Genomic DNA, 18,354 nt, shown 5'->3' with positions numbered 1-18,354 from the left:
ATGAGGATCGTCCTGGGAGTCACCGGCGGGATCGCCGCGTACAAGTCCGCGCTGCTGCTGCGCCTGATGACCGAGGCCGGCCACACCGTGGACGTGGTCCCCACCCCGGCAGCCCTGGGCTTCGTGGGCAAGGCCACGTGGGAGGCCCTCTCCGGACGTCCGGTGCGCACGGACACCTTCGAGGCCGTGGAGACCGTCAACCACGTCCGGCTGGGCCGCGAGGCCGAGCTGGTCGTCGTGGCACCGGCCACCGCGGACGCCATGGCGCGCGCCGCCGCCGGGCTCGCCCCGGACCTGCTGGGCAACGTCCTGCTCACCGCCACGTGCCCGGTCCTGGTCGTCCCGGCCATGCACACCGAGATGTGGCAGAACCCGGCGACCGTGGCCAACGTCGCGACCCTGCGCTCCCGCGGCATCACCGTCATGGACCCGGACTCGGGCCGTCTCACCGGCCAGGACACCGGTCCCGGGCGCTTCCCGGAACCCGAGCGCATCTGGGCCGAGGCCCAGCGGCTCGCCCGGCCCACTGAGTCCCCCGAGGCCGGTCCGCTGGCCGGACGCACCGTCGTCGTGACCGCCGGCGGCACCCGTGAGGCGCTGGACCCGGTCCGCTACCTCGGGAACCGCTCCTCCGGCAAGCAGGGCGTGGCCCTGGCGCAGGCCGCCGCGGCCGCCGGCGCCACCGTCCGCTTCATCGGCGGCGCCATGTCCGTGGAACCGCCCGCCGGCACCGCCGTGACACGGGTGGAGTCCACCCAGGAGCTGCACGACGCGGTCATGGAGCAGTGTGCGGACGCCGATGCGCTCATCATGGCCGCCGCCGTCGCCGACTTCCGGCCCACCGAGTACGCGGACGCCAAGATCAAGAAGTCCGAGGACGGCTCCAGCCCCGTGATCCACCTCGAGCGGACCCCGGACATCCTCGCCGGAACCGTCCGGGCGCGGGCCGAGGGCCGGCCCATGCCCGGTGTCATCGTCGGCTTCGGCGCCGAGACCGGTGACGCCGAGCGCTCCGTGCTGGAGCACGGCGCCGCGAAGCTGGCCCGCAAGGGGTGCGAGATGCTCGTGGTGAACCAGGTCGGCCGGGACCTCGGCTTCGGCCAGGACGTCAACGAGGTCACCATGCTCTTCGCCGACGGCCGCGACCCGGTCGAGGCGGCCGGGTCCAAGGCGGACGTCGCGGCCGCCGTGGTGGACCAGCTGGCCGGGCTGCTCCGGGGCTGACGGCGACGCCCGGCCACCGGTGTCCGCGTCCGTGGCTAGGATGGTCGGGTGACTGACGCAGACAACACCGCAGACATGGCCCAGCCCCGTGAGGCCGCCGGCTTCGAGTCCTACGCGGGCGTCGGGGGAGGTGGACTGCGCCTGTTCACCTCCGAGTCCGTGACCAGCGGCCACCCGGACAAGATCTGTGACCAGATCTCGGACGCAATCCTGGACGCGATCATCGCCCAGGACCCCACCGCGAAGGTGGCCGTGGAGACCCTGACGACCACGGGTCTGGTGCAGGTGGCCGGCGAGGTGAACACCTCCGCCTACGTGGAGATCCCGCAGATCGTGCGCGAGACCATCCTCGGGATCGGCTACGACTCCTCCGCCAACGGCTTCGACGGCGCACGCTGCGGCGTGAACATCTCCATCGGCCAGCAGTCCTCGGACATCCACGCGGGCGTGTCCACCTCCCTCGAGGCCCGCGGCGGCTCCGTGGACGCCGTGGACCTCCAGGGAGCCGGCGACCAGGGCATCATGTTCGGCTACGCCTCGAACGAGACCCCCACCTACATGCCGACCCCGATCTTCCTGGCGCACCGGCTCTCCGAGCGGCTGACCACGGTCCGCACCATGGACGAGTCGCCCATGCCCTACCTGCTGCCGGACGGCAAGACGCAGGTCACCGTCGGCTACGGCGAGGACGGCCTGCCCAAGACCATCGAGACCGTGGTGGTCTCCACCCAGCACCTGCCGGACGTCACGCAGGAGCAGGTGAGGGCAGACGTGGAGCGGCTCGTCATCCGCCCGGTCCTGGACCAGTCCGGCCTCGACTACTCCGGGGCGCAGGTCATCATCAACCCCGGTGGTCCCTTCGTCATCGGCGGACCGGTCGGCGATGCCGGCCTGACCGGGCGCAAGATCATCGTGGACACCTACGGCGGCATGGCCCGCCACGGAGGCGGTGCCTTCTCCGGCAAGGACCCGTCCAAGGTGGACCGCTCCGCGGCCTACGCGATGCGCTGGGTGGCCAAGAACGTGGTCGCCGCCGGACTGGCGGACCGCGCCGAGTTCCAGGTCGCCTACGCCATCGGCAAGGCCCGCCCCGTGGGCCTGTACGTCGACACCTTCGGCACCGCGAAGGTCGACGAGGCCGCCATCATCAAGGCGGTCAACGAGGTGTTCGACCTGCGTCCGCTGGCCATCATCCGGGACCTGAACCTGTTGCGGCCGATCTACCGGAAGACCGCCGCCCACGGTCACTTCGGCCGTGAGGACCCGGACTTCACCTGGGAGCGGCTGGACCGCGTCGACGCCCTGCGCGCCGCCGTCGGCTGGTGACCGAGGAGCCCCTCTTCCACATCCCGGTGCCCGCCCCGGTGACCGGTCTGCCCGAGGTCGCCGGGGGCTGGCCGGACGACCCCGTGGCCCGGGTCCTGCTGGACTCCGGGGTTCCCCACCTGGACCGGGAGTTCGACTACCTGGTGCCCCATGCGCTCGACGACGAGGCCCGCCCGGGGGTGCGGGTGCGGGTGCCCTTCGGCCACCAGGACGTGCTGGGCTGGCTCGTCTCGCGGGGTTCCGAGCCCTCGACCGGTGCCAAGCTGCTGCCCCTGCGCGCGGTGGTCTCCCGCGAGCAGGTCCTCGCACCGGAGGTCCTGGACCTGGCCCGCGCCGTCGCCGCGCGGTACGCCGGGAACGTGGCGGACGTCCTCCGTGTGGCCGTGCCACCCCGCGTGGCCCGGGTGGAGAAGCAGATGGACGCCGAGGCCGAGGCCCCGGAGGCCGTGGGGACAGCAGAGCCCGACCACCCGGGTGCCACGGCTGAGGCCCCCGGTGCGGACGGCGCCGGCAGCGGACCGGAGGCCGGATCGCCCGTCGGACCGGTTGCCGAGGCACCCGCCCCGGACCCCGCCCCGGACCCCGTCTCGACCGTGCCGGCTGCCGCCGAGCCCGGGTTCCGGCCCGATGCCGGCAGCCGCTTCGACTGGACCCGTCTGGACGGCGCCACCTCGTTCTTCCGGCAGGTCACCGCGGGAGAGGGGCCCCGCGCGGCGGTGACCGTGCCGAGCGCCCACGGCAGCTGGGACTCCGCCACCCTGCTGACCGACGCGGCCGCGCGGACCGCCGAGGCCGGCCGGGCCGCCGTCGTGGTGGTCCCGGACCAGCGCGACCTGGACCGGCTCTGCCGGGCACTGGACCGCCGCGTGGGCGCCGGCGCGTACGCGCGGCTGACCGCCGACGACGGACCCACCCCTCGCTACCGGGCCTTCCTGCAGTTGCGGCGGGGTCAGCGGCGGATCGCGGTGGGCACGCGGTCCGCGATCTGGGCACCCGTGCCGGACCTCGGCCTGGTGGCCGTCTGGAACGACGACGACGCCCTGCACTCCGAACCGCGGGCGCCGTACCAGCACGTCCGGGAGGTGGCCCTGCTGCGCTCCGAGATGGCCGGGGCCGGACTGTTACTGGCCTCCACGTCGCGCACCCCCGAGGTCCAGCGGCTGGTCGAGTCCGGGTGGCTGGGGGAGCTGGGCGTGGACCGCCAGACGGTGCACGCCGCGACCCCGCGGGTCGTGGCCACCGCGGACTCCTGGGAGTCGGAGCGCGATCCGGTGCTGGCGCGCGCACGACTGCCGCAGGCCGCCTGGAAGGCCGCGCGGGAGGGACTGGAGGGCCGGCACGGCGAGCCCGGTCCCGTGCTCGTGCAGGTCGGCCGCAGCGGGTTCATTCCCGCCCTGAGCTGTCAGGACTGCGGGACACCGGCTCGCTGCCGGCACTGCACGGGCCCGCTGGGATACCCGGACCGGACGGCCTCCGCCCGGAACGAGACCGCGTGCCGGTGGTGTGGGCGGCGGGAGCGACAGTACGAGTGCCCCGAGTGCGGCAGCCACCGCCTGCGGGCCGGCTCCCGGGGCGTGGACCGGACCGCCGACGAGCTCGGACGGGCCTTCCCGGACACGCCGATCTTGTCCTCCTCGGGGGACCACATCCTCTCGACCGTGGACGGCACCCCGGCGCTGGTGGTCGCCACCATCGGTGCAGAACCCGTGGCCGAGGGCGGTTATGCGGCGGCGCTGCTGCTCGACGGTGACAACCAGCTCCAACGCGAGGGGCTGCGCACCCCGGGGCAGGTGCTGTCGCGGTGGTTCGCGGCGGCCGCCCTGGTCCGGCCGCGCCAGGACGGGGGCGTGGCCGTGGTCACCGCGTCGCAGGAGGACGTGGTGGGAGCCCTGGTGCGCATGGACGCCGCCGGGTACGCCTCGCGTCAACTGGCCGAGCGCCGTGAGCTCGGGCTGCCGCCGGCCGTGCGGATGGCCGAGGTGTCCGGACCCGCCGACGCCGTGGCCGCGTTCATGGACCTCGTGGGCCCCCTCGGTGGGCCGTCCCCCCTGCCCTGGGTGGGACCGGTCCCGGTGGGCGACGACGCAGGATTCGGGCACGCGGACGGATCTACCGGTCCGGTCCGGCACCGGGCACTGCTCTTCTTCCCCTATTCCGCAGCTCGGCGGGTCGTCGAGTCGTTGCGCGCCGCACGGGCGGCGGCCAGCGCCCGGCGGTTGACCGAGCCGGTGCGGTTGCGGATCGACCCGGTGGACCTGCCGTAGTCCATCCCGCGCGGTGGTGATCAGTCGGTCCGCAGGAAGTCCCGGATCACCCCGGCCGTCTCCGGGGCCCGTTCATAGTGGATGAGGTGCCCGACGCCGTCGAACACCTCCAGGCTGACCCGGGGAGAGACCTCGCGGATCCGACGGGCCAGGTGTTCCTGGCCCGCCACGGAGCCCAGCTCGTCCTGGGCGCCCGCCACGAGGAGGACGGGCAACGCCAAGCGATCGGCGACGTCCAGGGCCGTTCCCCTGATCGACGCGCGATACGACTCCACCAGCACGCGGCGGTGGTCGAACGCGGAGAAGTACCTCTGATGCTGGTCGTGGAGGTACGCGAGCGTATGACGGTCCTTCGTCTTGGCCATCACCGTTCCCGTGAACCAGACGACCACCGGGGAGGACAGCAGGGCCATGCCCAACGACTCGGGCAGGGCCGCGGAGGCCGCGTAGTAACCCTGGGCCAGACGCGCCAGCGTCCGTTCTGAGCGGGTGCCGTCGACGGACAGGGCCGGCTCGCAGATCGGATTGACGAGGATGAGCTCGCTCCACCGCGACGGCTGCTCCGCGGCGAGGTGAGCGGCGACCACGGACCCGAAGGAATGGCCGAGCAGCACGGGCCTGGCCGCCGCCTCCGGTGCCGTGGCCGGGCGCCCTGCGTCGGGTATCGGGACCAGGCCCAGCGCGTGCACCGCAGCGCCCACGGCCGTGGCGTAGTGCGCGACGGTGTGCTCGGCGTCCGGGAAAGCGGGGGAGTGCCCGAACCCGGGCAGCTCGGGGAGGTAGAACTCCATCTCCGGGAGGCAGTCGGCGAGCAGCGTCAGCCCATGGTGATCGCCTCGGAACCCGTGGATCATGACCACCGGTGTGGTGGGTCCTTCTGCGCTCTGGCGGGGTGCCGTCGCGTAGTGCCAGACGGCGATCGGGGTGGCACGGCCAGAGACGGGGTCCGGCACCTCGACGATCCGCCGTTCCGGGGTCCTAGCCCGGTGGCCGGTGATCACCGCGGTGTCGCGCGGGGCCGGAGGGACGAGGAGGCGATCCCTCCACCGGATGGGCAGTGGGCGCCTGCCGCCTGGGGTCCGCTCGGTGTTCACACGGTCAGCCTACCGATCCGTCGTGGTCAGACGGTGAACGGCGGACTAGGTCAAACTCCCCATCCTCGGCCGATGAAGATGGGGGATTCGCCCGATCCACCGCCCGAGGCGGACTCCTAGCGTTGGTTCCGGAAGCATCAGCCGATCTGGAGAGCGACGAGGACCATGGACTTCGACTTGGCGGTACTGGCGGGAGTGATCTCCTCCATCGTCTTCGTCGGCAGCGTGCTGCCGATGCTGATCAAGGCCGTGCGGACCCGGGACCTGGCGTCGTACAGCCTGGGAAACCTCTTGCTGGCGAATCTCGGCAACGTCGTGCACTCCGTCTACGTGTTCAGCCTGCCGACCGGTCCCATCTGGGCCCTGCACGGCTTCTACCTTCTGACTTCGGCCTTCATGCTCGTGATGTACCTGCGCCATCGGGAACCACGGCCCCGGGAGGGGCTCGGCCATGATGTCTCCTCTGACGTCCTTCGGACCGACGGCCGCGTGGGCTCGGGATCTGAGGACGCCGGTCGGGCAGCGGCGGGACGACCCGCGGGCGGCCTCCAGGCAGTCGGCGCCCTCCGATAGCGGCGGGGTTAATGGGCCCAGCGCCTCATCCGCCGGCATCGTCGTGGGGCGGCAGGTCAGTCTTCGATGAAGGGGTTGGCGCACGCCCAACCGTCGGGGTTCTGGTGGCAGTCCTCGGCGACGTTCTTGGCCTCGGATCGCCAGATGTCGGCTTCCACCGGGGTGCTGGGCACACTGGCGGTGCCGGGAATGGCGATCCAGGGACCACCGTTGACGGAGAACTGTCCCCGGTAGGCGGTGGCCACGGTGACCGGGAAGGTACCGGTCTGCTGATAGGCGTGGGACGTGGTGGTCTCCTGGTTGAACTCGCGCTGCGGCCCTCCCGGGGTGGTACTGACCAGCGGGGCACTGCCGTCGCCGTAGGTGAACGTCCACTGCACCGGGATCGCCTGGATGGCGACCTGCTGGCCCAGCATGGTGGTGTTGAGGGTCTGTGACTCCTCGGTGGCATAGAAGTTGGTGTTGGCCCGGATCAGCCCGAACCCTCCGGAGTCCGACTCGATCTTCGAGGGGGCGATGTCCAGACGCCGGAAGTCAGCGAGCGTCACGACGGGCATCGGTGGAGCCTCCGGCTCGGCCTCTGCTGGATCACTGATGACCGGGTCCGACGCTTCGGAGCAGAACGGTTGTCCGAAGCGTTGTAGCGAATTGGTGGGATCAGCACGTTCATAGCGTGCCCGGATGACGTACTGGCTTCCATCCTCGGTGCACAGGGTCTGCTCGATTTCGAAGCAGTCGATGTACCCTGTTCCGTCGTTTTCATGCCCCCCGAGGCAAAAGGGTTGAAGTAGCTCTACATATTTAGACTTGAGCCCGGTATTCGCCTTAGACCTGGAATTGGACTCAGATGACTCCGTACTTTCAAGGTCCACGGCCTTATCTCCAGTTGCCGCTTGATCCCGCTCGACTTTCACATCCGCACTGGCATCTCCCGTGTTGGCCTTAATGCGGCTGAACGGATCGTCATTATCGGCAACAGCCGTCATTGAACTAGCGGTCAGCAGTGCAGGAATTGTGCATGCAACCAACAACCTGGTCAGAGCTCCAGTCTTCATTGCACGCTCATGTCTTCAATCTGCCACTGCCCGCCGGAGTATCTGGCGCCGGCACCCCAGCCGACGTCTTTGCTTCCGTCACCCGAAGCCGACTCCACCCTTGAACCGTCGGGCCGGTAGACCTCACCGGGCGCCTCCGAAACCATCAAGATTGCCCGTCCACCGAGATTGTTGTTATCTAGCGAACTAAACGCGACCTCCATTTCTGTTTCTCCTATGTCTGCCCAACCGTCAGCCCTATAAATTGCTGGCCAGTTCTTGATCAACTCTTCACACAAGGCACAGTCTTCGGTCGAGATTGCTCGCAGTGGATCAGGGTCACCAGTCAGCTTGAGGTACCGCTCTGCTTCCCACCAATACTCCAGGGCGGCCTCCAGGCCTTCCTGTGTCTGCTCCTTGGCGGCAGTCGGCATCTGGGGTACCGGCACGTTCTGGGCGGGCCCGTCGGAGGAGGCCGGGACGAACTCACCGTCCGCCGCGTCCTGGGACGCCGTCGAGGACCTCGAGGGCGCTGCTGAGTCCTTCGCGTCCTCGGATGCACTCGGTTCCGGTGAGGCCTCGCTCGACGCCGAGGCCGTGCTCGCCGGAGCGCCGGTGTCCGGATCGTCGGCCCCACCGCCGCAAGCGGTCAGCGCCAGGGCCAGTACCGCCACCGCAGCACCCGCCCGCGCGGTCCGGCGACTCATCAGCAACGTGCTCACAGGTTCAGTCATGGAGGAACCCCCCGTCAGGCCACGAGGCCAGCCACCGGAGCCGCGCTCGCACGCCCCGGCCTGCCATCCCCACAGCAGTTCAAAGAGCCTAGTCATCCCGTGTCCCAGGCCACACCCGACATTCAAACACAGCCGCCCCATCCGCTGTCCGCCCTGTCCACAGCCGGTATCCTGCCGCCATGCCTCCCAGCGCCGTGATCAGCATCGACCAGGGCACCACCTCCACCCGCGTCGTGGTGATGGACCAGTCCGGCTCCATCATCGCCAGCGCCCAGCGCGAGCACCGTCAGCACTTCCCGCGCCCGGGCTGGGTGGAGCACGACCCGGTGGAGATCTGGGAGAACACCCGGGAGCTGAGCGGCCTGGCACTGACCCGCGCCCGGATGCGCCCGGGGGACATCGCCGCCGTCGGGATCACGAACCAGCGCGAGACGACCGTCCTGTGGGACGCGGTCACCGGCCGGCCCGTCCACCGGGCCCTGGTCTGGCAGGACGTGCGCACCGACGCCCTCATGGCTCGGCTCCGCTCCGACGGACACGAGGACGCGGTCCGCGCCCGCACCGGACTGCCCCTGGCCTCCTACTTCGCCGCGGGCAAGATCGCCTGGATGCTGGAGAACGTCCCGGAGGCCGCCGACCTGGCCCGCAACGGCCGCCTGCGCGCCGGCACCATCGACAGCTGGCTGCTGTGGAACCTCACCGGCGGCACGGACGGTGGAGTCCACGCCACGGACGTCACCAACGCCTCGCGCACCCTGCTCATGGACCTGGACACCCTCGACTGGGACGAGGACCTCGCGTCGGTCTTCGGCATCGACCCGGACCTGGCCGCCTCGATGCTGCCCCGGATCCACCCGTCCGTGGGAGAGTTCGGCACCATCGTGGGGGCCGAACCACTGAACGGCGTCCCCGTCTGCGGCATCCTCGGCGACCAGCAGGCGGCGACCTTCGGCCAGGCGGCCTTCGACCGCGGGGACGTCAAGAATACCTACGGCACGGGATGCTTCATGCTGCAGAACACCGGCACGACGGCGGAACCCTCCTCCCACGGACTCGTCACCACGGTCGCCTACCAGGTGGAGGACGCGCCGGCCGCCTACGCGCTGGAGGGTTCCGTGGCCGTGGCCGGTTCACTCGTGCAGTGGCTGCGGGACAACCTCGGCCTCATCCGCACCTCGGCCGAGGTCGAGGCGCTCGCGGGCACCGTGGAGGACAACGGGGGCGTCTACTTCGTACCCGCGTTCTCCGGTCTCTACGCCCCGTACTGGCGCCCCGACGCCCGCGGGCTGATCGCCGGACTGACCGGCTATGCCACGGCGGGCCACCTGGCCCGAGCGGCCCTGGAGGCGACCGCCTACCAGTCGCGGGACGTGCTGGAGGCGGTGGTGGCGGACACCGGCCAGCGTCCTGAGGAACTGCGGGTGGACGGTGGCATGACCGTCAACGACGACCTGATGCAGTTCCAGGCCGACATCCTGGGCGTCCCGGTGGTGCGTCCGGAACAGGTGGAGACGACGGCGGTCGGGGCCGCCCATGCCGCGGGACTCGCCGCCGGCGTGTGGTCGGGCCTGGAGGAACTGGCCGGACTCTGGCGCGAGGGCGGCCGCTGGGAGCCGAGGATGGACGCCTCGCACCGCGAAGGACTCCTGTCCGGTTGGCAGAAGGCCATCAGCCGGTCGATGGGCTGGATGACGGAGCCGGCGTCGGAACGCGCCTGAGCGTAGGGCCGTGCCGGGTCCGGGGAACTGGCCCTGGTGTCCCGTGCTCGCGGCATTGAACGCCGCAGGGACCGCGCGCACACTGTGCCTGTCAACACCTTCCCTGGTCCCCGGGGCCAGGCGTGTACTAGGCGGTAGAGATGGACCTCCAGGCCGTGCGGCGGATGGCGTGGCCGCTCTTCCTCGTCGGTGCCCTGCTGTTGCTGGGTGCCGGCAACGAACTGCTGTACGGGATCACCATCCCGGCGCTCGCCCTCATCCTGGTGCTGGTCGTCCCGGGGGACAGGCCCCGGCTGGCGATGCGCGTGGACTGGCCCGACCTCGCCGTGGTGGCAGTGCTGTACACCGGGGTCGTGGCGCTGTTCTGGCTGGCGTTCCGCGTGTTCACCCAGCAGAACACCCTGGGCCTGTTCCTGTGCTTCGCGGCCGGGATGCTGCTGGGCGTGGTGGGACCGGTCGTGTACACGACCTGGATCCGGCGCAGGGCGTTGGCCGAGCTCGGGTTCCGCCGGGACAACCTGCGTCAGGCGCTCATCCTGGGACTCGTCCTGGCGGCCGTGCAGTTCCTGCTCACGCTGTGGGGTTACGCCCTGCCACGTCCGGTGGACTGGGTCCCGTTGCTGTTCCTTGCCCTGACCGTCGGTCTCTTCGAAGTGGTCTACTTCCGCGGTTTCGTACAGACCCGGTTGGAGGCCTGCTTCGGTTCCGTGCCCGGCGTGGGCGGTGCTGCAGCCCTGTACGCCGCCTACCACATCGGCTACGGCATGGGCCTGCGGGAGATGGTGTTCCTCTTCGGGCTCGGTGTGGTGTATTCCACCGCATTCGCCGTGGTGCGCAACGTGGCCGTCCTCTGGCCCCTGCTGGTCCCGATGGGGTCCTTCTACAGCAACCTGCGCGGCGGGGACATCGTGGTGCCCTGGGCCGCGATCCTGGGCTTCGCCGACGTGCTGGCCGTGATGGTCACCGTCCTGTGGTTCGCGGCCAGGAGCGAGCGGGGTCGACGGGACGGCACGGGCACGGTCCGTCGTGGCGGGCCGGCTCACCGCCGGCAGCCGCCGTAGGCGCGGTTCCGAGGCGACAGCCGCCGCGGAGTAGGATGGGCGGGCGCGTCGAGCGCCCGGTTGACGGGCCGGCGTCGTGATGTTGACACCCCGTTTCCACCGCACTTCAAGGACAGGACTTCCGTGAGCCAGGCAGCGCAAGGTACTCCCCAGGACCCCGTGACGGGGCAGGCCACCCAGGCCGCGCCCGAGGAGTACTCGTTCCGGGCCCTAGAGGACCGCTGGGGCGGTTACTGGGAGAAGCACGAGACCTTCGCGCCGCTGGACGACGGGTCCGCGGAGCGCCGCTACGTGCTGGACATGTTCCCCTACCCGTCCGGTGACCTGCACATGGGCCACGCGGAGGCCTTCGCCATGGGCGACGTCGTCGCCCGGTACTGGACGCAACTCGGCTACGACGTGATGCACCCGATCGGCTGGGACTCCTTCGGGCTGCCCGCGGAGAACGCCGCCATCAAGAACAACGCCCACCCGGCCGAGTGGACCTACCGGAACATCGAGACGCAGAAGTCCTCGTTCCAGCGCTACGCGATCTCCACCGACTGGTCCCGCCAGCTGCACACCTCCGACCCCGAGTACTACCGGTGGACCCAGTGGCTGTTCCAGCAGTTCTACGCCAAGGGCCTGGCCTACCGGAAGGACTCCCCGGTCAACTGGTGCCCGAAGGACCAGACGGTGCTGGCCAACGAGCAGGTCGTCAACGGTGCCTGCGAACGCTGCGGCACCCAGGTGACCAAGAAGTCCCTGAACCAGTGGTACTTCAAGATCACCGACTACGCCGATCGCCTGCTCGAGGACATGTCCGAGCTGGAGGGCCACTGGCCCGATCGCGTGCTGGCGATGCAGCGCAACTGGATCGGCCGCTCCGAGGGCGCCCACGTGGACTTCCAGGTCGAGGCGCGCAACGGCCAGCCCGGCCAGTCGATCACCGTGTTCACCACCCGCCCGGACACCCTGTTCGGCTCGACCTTCATGGTCGTGGCCGCGGACGCCGACCTGGCCCTGGAACTGGTGGACCCGGAGTACCGCGAGGCCCTGGAGGCCTACCGCGAGGAACTGACGCACGTCTCGGAGATCGAGCGGCAGTCCACCGAACGCTCCAAGACCGGGGTCTTCCTGGGCCGGTATGCCGTGAACCCGCTGAACGGCGAGCGGCTGCCGATCTGGGCCTCCGACTACGTCCTGGCCGACTACGGCACCGGCGCCATCATGGCCGTGCCCGCCCACGACCAGCGCGACCTGGATTTCGCCCGCGCGATGGACCTGACCGTGCGCATGGTCGTGGACACCGGTGAGGAGGACCCGGCGGTGTCCGGTGTGGCCACCACCGGGGACGGCACCCTGGTGAACTCCGGCGAGCTGGACGGCCTGGACAAGACCGCCGCGATCAGCCGCGCCATCGAGATCCTGGACGGCCGGGGTACCGGCCGCGGCACCGTGAACTTCCGCCTGCGGGACTGGCTGCTGTCCCGCCAGCGGTTCTGGGGCGCACCGATCCCGATCGTGCACTGCGCCGGTTGCGGCGAGGTCCCCGTGCCGGAGGACCAGCTGCCCGTGCTGCTCCCGACCGACGTCACCGGGGAGAAGCTGGCGCCGAAGGGCAAGTCCCCGCTGGCCGGCATCGAGGAGTGGGTCAACACCACGTGCCCGTCCTGCGGGGGCGCGGCGCTGCGGGACACCGACACCATGGACACCTTCGTGGACTCGTCCTGGTACTACATCCGCTACGCCTCGGCCCACGACGACACCCAGGCCTTCGACCGCGACGCCGTGGATCGCTGGCTGCCGGTGGACCAGTACGTCGGCGGCGTGGAGCACGCGATCCTGCACCTGCTCTACTCGCGGTTCTTCACCAAGGCGCTCTACGACATGGGCCTGGTGTCCTTCACGGAGCCGTTCAAGGCGCTGCTGAACCAGGGCCAGGTGCTCAACGGCGGCAAGGCCATGTCCAAGTCGCTCGGCAACGGGGTGGACCTCGGAGAGCAGCTGGACACCTTCGGCGTGGACGCCGTGCGCCTGACGATGATCTTCGCCTCCCCGCCAGAGGACGACGTGGACTGGGCGGACGTCTCGCCGTCGGGCTCGGCCAAGTTCCTGGCCCGCGCGTGGCGGCTGGCCCAGGACGTGCAGTCCGCCGGCGCGGCGCCGGGCACGGATCCCGACGGCGGCGTGAAGTCCCTGCGCCAGGCCACCCACCGCACGGTGGCGGATGCCGCCCGGTTGCTGGACGAGCACAAGTTCAACGTGGTCATCGCCCGGACCATGGAACTGGTCAACGCCGCCCGCAAGGAGATCGACTCCGGTGCCGGGGCGGGCGACCCCGCCGTCCGGGAGGCCGTGGAGGCCGTGGCCGTGCTGCTGAGCCTGTTCGCCCCCTACACCGCCGAGGACATGTGGGCCCGGCTGGGCCACGAGCCGTCGGTGGCCCGGGCCGGCTGGCCGGCCGTGGACGAGGCGCTGCTGGTGGAGGACACCACCACCGCCGTGGTCCAGGTCAAGGGCAAGGTCCGGGACCGCCTCGAGGTGGCCGTGGACATCTCCGCGGCCGATCTGGAGGCGCTGGCGTTGGCGTCCGAGGCCGTCCAGCGGGTCCTCGACGGGGCTGAGGTCCGCAAGGTCATCGTGCGCGAGCCGAAGCTGGTCAACATCGTCATCTGAGACCCAGAGCAGGCGACCCGGGGCCGTGGTGCCCCGGGTCGCCTAGGTTAAAGCCGGAACCGTCGGGCGTTGAAGGGAGTGCGCGTGGTCGACATCGCCGAGTGGCAGGCCGCCATGCTCGTCCGGATCCGCCAGCTGCGGGCCTCCCAGAGCGGCCGGGTCCGGCTCGGACTCCGCCCGCCGCGGAAGGGGCGGACCGCGATCGTCACCGACTCCTCGGCCTCGATCCCGGCCGAGGTGCTCGCCCACCCGCTGGCCCGCGGCCTGCGCCAGGTGCCCATGCCGGTGATGATCGGTGACCAGATCTACACGGACGGCACGCCCGACCTGCTGCGGGAGCTGCCGTTGGCCCTGGCCGCCGGGACACCCGTGAAGACCTCCCGGCCCTCACCCGGTGCGTTCAGTGCCGTGTACCAGTCGCTGGCCGAGGCCGGTTTCGAGCAGATCATCTCCGTCCACCTGTCCGGCAGGCTGTCCGGGACCGTGGAGGCCGCGCGGTTGGCCGCGCGGGAGTCGCTCATCCCCGTCTCGGTGGTCGACTCGCACACGGCCGGGTTCGCGCTCGGAACGGTGGTGATCGACGCCGTGATCGGGGCGGGCTTCGGCGTGGCCCCGGACCAGCTGGTGTCCGTCGTGGACGCGGCGAGCCAGGACTCCGGGGTGTTCTTCACCGTGCCCAACTTGGAGCAGTTGCGCCGGGGCGGTCGGATCGGGACGGTGGCGGGTCTGCTGGGGTCCCTGCTGCACGTCAAGCCGGTGCTCACGCTCGAGGACGGGGTGGTCTCCCTCGTCGACCGGCCGCGCACCACGGCCCGGGCGACGGAGCGTCTGGTCGAACTGGTCCGGGAGGCGGCGCAGGACTCGGACACGCCGGGGCCCTCCGAGCGCATCGCGGTCCACGGCTTCGGCAACCAGGAGGCCGCCCACGAACTGGCCGGCCGCCTGCAGAGCCTGTCCGCGATGCCCGTGCCGGTGATCCGGCTCCCTGCGGTGCTGGCCGCGCACCTGGGCCTGGGGGCGCTCGGGGTCACGATGAACCCGGTGCCCACTCCACAGCCCGCCTCCTGACGGCGTGTCGCACCCTCCCGGTGCACTGACCTGCCCGTGGCCCGTTCGACCGGGCGAGGGTGGAGGCATGGGACGCCACAGCCAGGACGACACCTCCGTGACGGGGGACTGGGAGCAGCCGCCTCCAGTGGCCCCCTTGTGGCGGGGGCGCGTCGTGACCTCCGCCGTCCTGTTGCTGGCGGTGCTCGCCGCCACGTGGTGGGCCGTCAGCTGGCTGGTGTCACCGGCCGGGCCGACGGGTACCCCCGCACCACAGGCCGCCGCCCTCGAGAACCGGGAGGGGCACCGCGGCCGTGACGCCGAGGACGCTGAACAGCGGGCGGGCACGGACCGCGGCCCCTCGTCCACGGCAGTGCCCGGACCTGCGGAAGCCGGCCAGCCAGGCGTCGGGCCGTCACCGATGGACCAGGACATCGGCACGGTGGGCACCGCCCCCGGGGCCGTGATCGTGCACGTGGCGGGAGAGGTCCACGAACCGGGGCTCGTGGAGCTGCCGGCCGGTTCGCGCGTGGCCGACGCCCTCCATGCCGCCGGCGGGTCGACGACGCGGGCGAGACTCGACCTGCTGAACCTCGCCGCACCGGCCGTGGACGCCAGCCAGATCCTCGTGCCTGGACCGGACACCCCACTGGCGACCGGTGGGACGGAACCCGGTGACGGTCCTGGGAGACAGCCGGTGAACGAGGCTCCGGGTGAACCCGGCTCCCCGAGCGGCACGGTCAACGTCAACACGGCGGATGCCGCCGAGCTCGAACAGCTGCCCGGCATCGGACCCGCGCTGGCCGGCAGGATCGTCGACCACCGCGAGCAGGTCGGACCCTACGGGTCGCTGGAGGACCTGGACGCGGTGTCCGGCATCGGCCCGGCCATGATGGAACGCCTCGACGGACTCGTCAGCTGGTGAGACGACCACGAGGGCGGACCCAGAGTCGGGGTCGAGGGCGCACCCGGGTCGGTCCCACCGCATCCAGCCCAGTGACGACGATGCCGTGGTGGTCCGACGGGCTGGACGGCCGGTGAGGCCACCGACTGCCGGACCGGTGCCCGGGCCGGTCGACGTGCGGCTCGTGCCGGCCCTGCTGCTGACGCTGGTGACGTGTCTGGCCGTTCCGGTCCTCCCGTATGAGTGGGTGCAGATGCTGCCGTGGGGCCTGGGAGTGGCGGCCGCCGCGGTCACGGTGCTGTTGGTTGCCATTGCGCGCAGTGGGCGTGTGGCACTGGTGAGCCTGACGGCGCTCACCGCCTGTGCGCTGTGGGTCGCGGCCGTCGCGGCAGTGCAGGCCGTCGGGGACCGGGCCCCGGTGAAGGCCTCCGGCTGGGAGGATGCGGTGTCCGCGGGCCAGCCGGTGCGCCTCTCCGGTCGGGCGACGGGTGGGGCGGTGAGGTCCCCGGGGGCCTTCGGGGACCGGTGGCACGTGACCGTTGCCGTGGATGCCTTCGGACACCCGGTACGGACCGTGCCAGAGGGCACCGAGGTCGTCGTCTCCGGAGATGCGGAGTGGGACGGTATGGAGCTTGGCACACGGCTATGCCTGACGGCCGATCTTGAGCCGTCCGGTACCACGGTGTTCGCTCGTGCCCGCACCGGCCCGGATGCCGGGTCATGCCCGGACCACAACGGTGGGACAGGCGCGGAGAGCGGCACGGGCGGGAGCACGGGGCGCGAGGTGGTGCGAGCGGCGGTCCGCGACGCGGCGGCCGGCAGCGTGGGCGCGGCACCCCAGCTGCTTCCAGGACTCGTCCTGGGGGACCGCTCCGTGCAGGACCCGGAACTGGACGAGGCGATGAAGGCCTCCGGGCTCAGTCACCTGTCCGCCGTCAGCGGTGCCAACTGCACCCTCCTGGCCGGCGCAGTCATGATGAGCCTGCGCACCCTGCGGATCCGTCGCCCGGTGGTGCTGGGCGCGGTCCTGGGGGTGCTGGTCGTCTTCGTCATCATCGTCGGCCCGGAACCCTCCGTGATCCGGGCGGCCGTGATGGGCGGGATCGGCGCCTGGGCGGTGTTCTTCGGGCGGGGACGGCAGGCCCTGCCGCTGCTGTGCCTGGCCGGCTGCGTCCTGCTGTGCTGGAAACCGGCGCTGGCCGCCGAACCGGCATTCCAGCTCTCCCTGGCAGCCACCGCCGGCATCGTCCTGGCCGCACGACCGGTGGAACAGTGGCTGACCGCCACGCTCGGGAGGATACTGCCCGGACCGGTCGCCGGGACGATCGGCGCCGCGCTCGCGGTGACCGTCTGTGCCCAGGTCGCCTGCCAGCCGGTGCTGGTGGGGATCGCGGGCACGCTCAGCAGCTATGCTGTGCCCGCCAACCTGTTCGCGGCACCCCTCGTCCCCCTCATCACCGTGCCGGGCACGGCGGCTGCCATCCTCGCCGTGCCGCTCGCCGGCCTGGCCTCCGCCGTCTTCTGGCTGATCGGCTGGCCGGCCGCAGGGATCGGCTGGATCGCCGGCGCCCTGTCGTCACTGCCGGGAGCGCTCCATGCCTGGCCCGGGGGAGTGCTCGGGGCAGTCCTGGTGGCCCTGCACGTGCTCGCGGCCCTGGCCTTGCTCTGGCTGCTGCTGCGGTGGGAACGAACGCGGCCCGCCCGCGTGCGCCGGATCCCCGCCGGTCCGGTTCCGCGCGGCGCCCCGTCCTCCCGAACCCTGCGGTGGTCGCTGGCCGCGGCGTGGACGCTCGTGTGCGCCGCCGTCGGCAGTCAGCTTGCCCTCGTCGTCTCCCCACCGACCGGGCCCGTCCCGCGGGACTGGTCCCTGGCCGCCTGCGACGTCGGCCAGGGGGACATGCTGGTCCTGCGTACGGGGCAGCGGTCGGCGATGGTGGTCGACACGGGCCCGGACCCGGGGGCGGCGACGTCCTGCCTCCGGAACGTCGGTGTGGAGCGGATCGACCTGCTCGTGCTGTCCCACCTGCACCAGGACCATGCGGGTTCCGCCGCCGCGCTCGCCGAGTGCTGCCAGCCTGCTGCCGTCGTCTACTCGAGCATGGCCACCCCCGGGGCCGGCGGGCCGGGCGCAGGGGACCGTGAGGACCGATCTGCCGCCGAGGGCGCCGGAGGCGCTCGCGCCCCCGCCGGTGCGCGCCGGCCGGGGGTGGGGGAGACGGGCACGGTGGGTGAGCCGGCATCGGTATGGCGGGTGGACTGGGAGGTGCTGGCCGCGGACTCGGAGGCGCGCGACGAGAACGATGCCTCCCTGCAGATGGCGGCCACCGTGCACACGCCTCAGGGGTCCTACACCGTCCTGCTCACGGGGGACATGGAGCAGGAGGCCACCGGTGCACTGCTGCGCCAGGGAGTGTTCCCGGAGACGGTGGACGTGCTCAAGGTGAGCCACCACGGGGCCAGGAACGGTGGGAACGACCTCGTGCGCGCCCTGATGCCGGCGTTGTCGGTGGTGCAGGTCGGCCGGGAGAACAGCTACGGGCATCCGCACCCGTCCGTCATCACCGAGCTCCAGCGGCACGGGCCGGTCGTGCGCACCGATGAGCACGGCACGACGGTCGTCTCGCTCCGCGACGGACAGCTGGTGCCGACCGTGACCGGCCAGTTCGCACCCGCGGTGACCGGCCGGGCGGCGGGCACCATCCCGGTAGGATGACACG

13 protein-coding genes are annotated in these 18,354 nt (G+C 71.4%); 10 read left to right on the top strand and 3 right to left on the bottom strand.

Annotation, left to right across the window (positions count from 1 at the left end):
• From coaBC to Q0283_RS08685, 3 genes are all read left to right on the top strand, one after another.
• On the top strand, window positions 1–1,224 hold the full coding sequence (gene coaBC / locus Q0283_RS08695) for a bifunctional phosphopantothenoylcysteine decarboxylase/phosphopantothenate--cysteine ligase CoaBC (protein WP_298044223.1): 1,224 nt from the start codon (window positions 1–3) through the stop codon (window positions 1,222–1,224).
• Between the two features lie 75 nt (window positions 1,225–1,299).
• The gene (metK, locus tag Q0283_RS08690) at window positions 1,300–2,550 is read left to right on the top strand and encodes a methionine adenosyltransferase (RefSeq protein ID WP_183528382.1); all 1,251 of its coding nucleotides are present in this window, start codon (window positions 1,300–1,302) and stop codon (window positions 2,548–2,550) included.
• Entirely contained in the window at window positions 2,547–4,814 is a 2,268-nt protein-coding gene (locus tag Q0283_RS08685) for a primosomal protein N' (RefSeq protein WP_298044221.1), read from the top strand. Before metK ends, Q0283_RS08685 begins: the two co-directional genes overlap by 4 nt.
• Window positions 4,815–4,834: 20 nt before the next feature.
• Here Q0283_RS08685 and Q0283_RS08680 read toward each other — a convergent pair whose 3' ends face one another.
• Window positions 4,835–5,668: an alpha/beta fold hydrolase gene (locus Q0283_RS08680; RefSeq protein WP_298044280.1), complete on the bottom strand. Its 834-nt coding sequence runs from the start codon at window positions 5,666–5,668 to the stop codon at window positions 4,835–4,837.
• A gap of 405 nt (window positions 5,669–6,073) precedes the next feature.
• Here Q0283_RS08680 and Q0283_RS08675 point away from each other — a divergent pair, with 405 nt between their 5' ends.
• Window positions 6,074–6,481: a hypothetical protein gene (locus Q0283_RS08675; protein ID WP_298044219.1), complete on the top strand. Its 408-nt coding sequence runs from the start codon at window positions 6,074–6,076 to the stop codon at window positions 6,479–6,481.
• A 56-nt stretch (window positions 6,482–6,537) separates the two neighbouring features.
• Here Q0283_RS08675 and Q0283_RS08670 read toward each other — a convergent pair whose 3' ends face one another.
• Together Q0283_RS08670 and Q0283_RS08665 are read right to left on the bottom strand one after the other, a co-directional pair.
• Window positions 6,538–7,467 (bottom strand): hypothetical protein, encoded by a 930-nt coding sequence (locus Q0283_RS08670; RefSeq protein WP_298044218.1) that lies wholly within the window; start codon window positions 7,465–7,467, stop codon window positions 6,538–6,540.
• A gap of 65 nt (window positions 7,468–7,532) precedes the next feature.
• Entirely contained in the window at window positions 7,533–8,237 is a 705-nt protein-coding gene (locus Q0283_RS08665) for a DUF6318 family protein (RefSeq protein ID WP_298044217.1), read from the bottom strand.
• Window positions 8,238–8,428: 191 nt separating this feature from the next.
• On the opposite strand from Q0283_RS08665, the gene glpK reads away from it, so the two are divergent.
• From glpK to Q0283_RS08635, 6 genes are all read left to right on the top strand, one after another.
• Window positions 8,429–9,967: a glycerol kinase GlpK gene (gene glpK, locus Q0283_RS08660; RefSeq protein WP_298044216.1), complete on the top strand. Its 1,539-nt coding sequence runs from the start codon at window positions 8,429–8,431 to the stop codon at window positions 9,965–9,967.
• 140 nt (window positions 9,968–10,107) lie between these two features.
• Entirely contained in the window at window positions 10,108–11,028 is a 921-nt protein-coding gene (locus Q0283_RS08655; protein ID WP_298044215.1) for a type II CAAX prenyl endopeptidase Rce1 family protein, read from the top strand.
• Window positions 11,029–11,187: 159 nt separating this feature from the next.
• Complete coding sequence (gene leuS / locus Q0283_RS08650; protein ID WP_298044279.1) at window positions 11,188–13,686, top strand: leucine--tRNA ligase; 2,499 nt, start codon at window positions 11,188–11,190, stop codon at window positions 13,684–13,686.
• 84 nt (window positions 13,687–13,770) lie between these two features.
• A complete protein-coding gene (locus tag Q0283_RS08645) occupies window positions 13,771–14,754 on the top strand; it encodes a DegV family protein (protein WP_298044214.1) in 984 nt (327 codons plus the stop codon).
• 67 nt (window positions 14,755–14,821) lie between these two features.
• Entirely contained in the window at window positions 14,822–15,658 is an 837-nt protein-coding gene (locus tag Q0283_RS08640; protein ID WP_298044213.1) for a ComEA family DNA-binding protein, read from the top strand.
• Window positions 15,659–15,770: 112 nt separating this feature from the next.
• Window positions 15,771–18,350 (top strand): ComEC/Rec2 family competence protein, encoded by a 2,580-nt coding sequence (locus tag Q0283_RS08635; protein WP_298044212.1) that lies wholly within the window; start codon window positions 15,771–15,773, stop codon window positions 18,348–18,350.
• Window positions 18,351–18,354 lie beyond the last annotated feature (4 nt).

This window comes from uncultured Citricoccus sp. (genome assembly GCF_937871995.1).
Taxonomy (GTDB): Bacteria; Actinomycetota; Actinomycetes; order Actinomycetales; family Micrococcaceae; genus Citricoccus.
The sequence above is the reverse complement of the archived record's forward strand: the minus strand, read 5'-3'. Positions and strand labels throughout refer to the sequence as shown.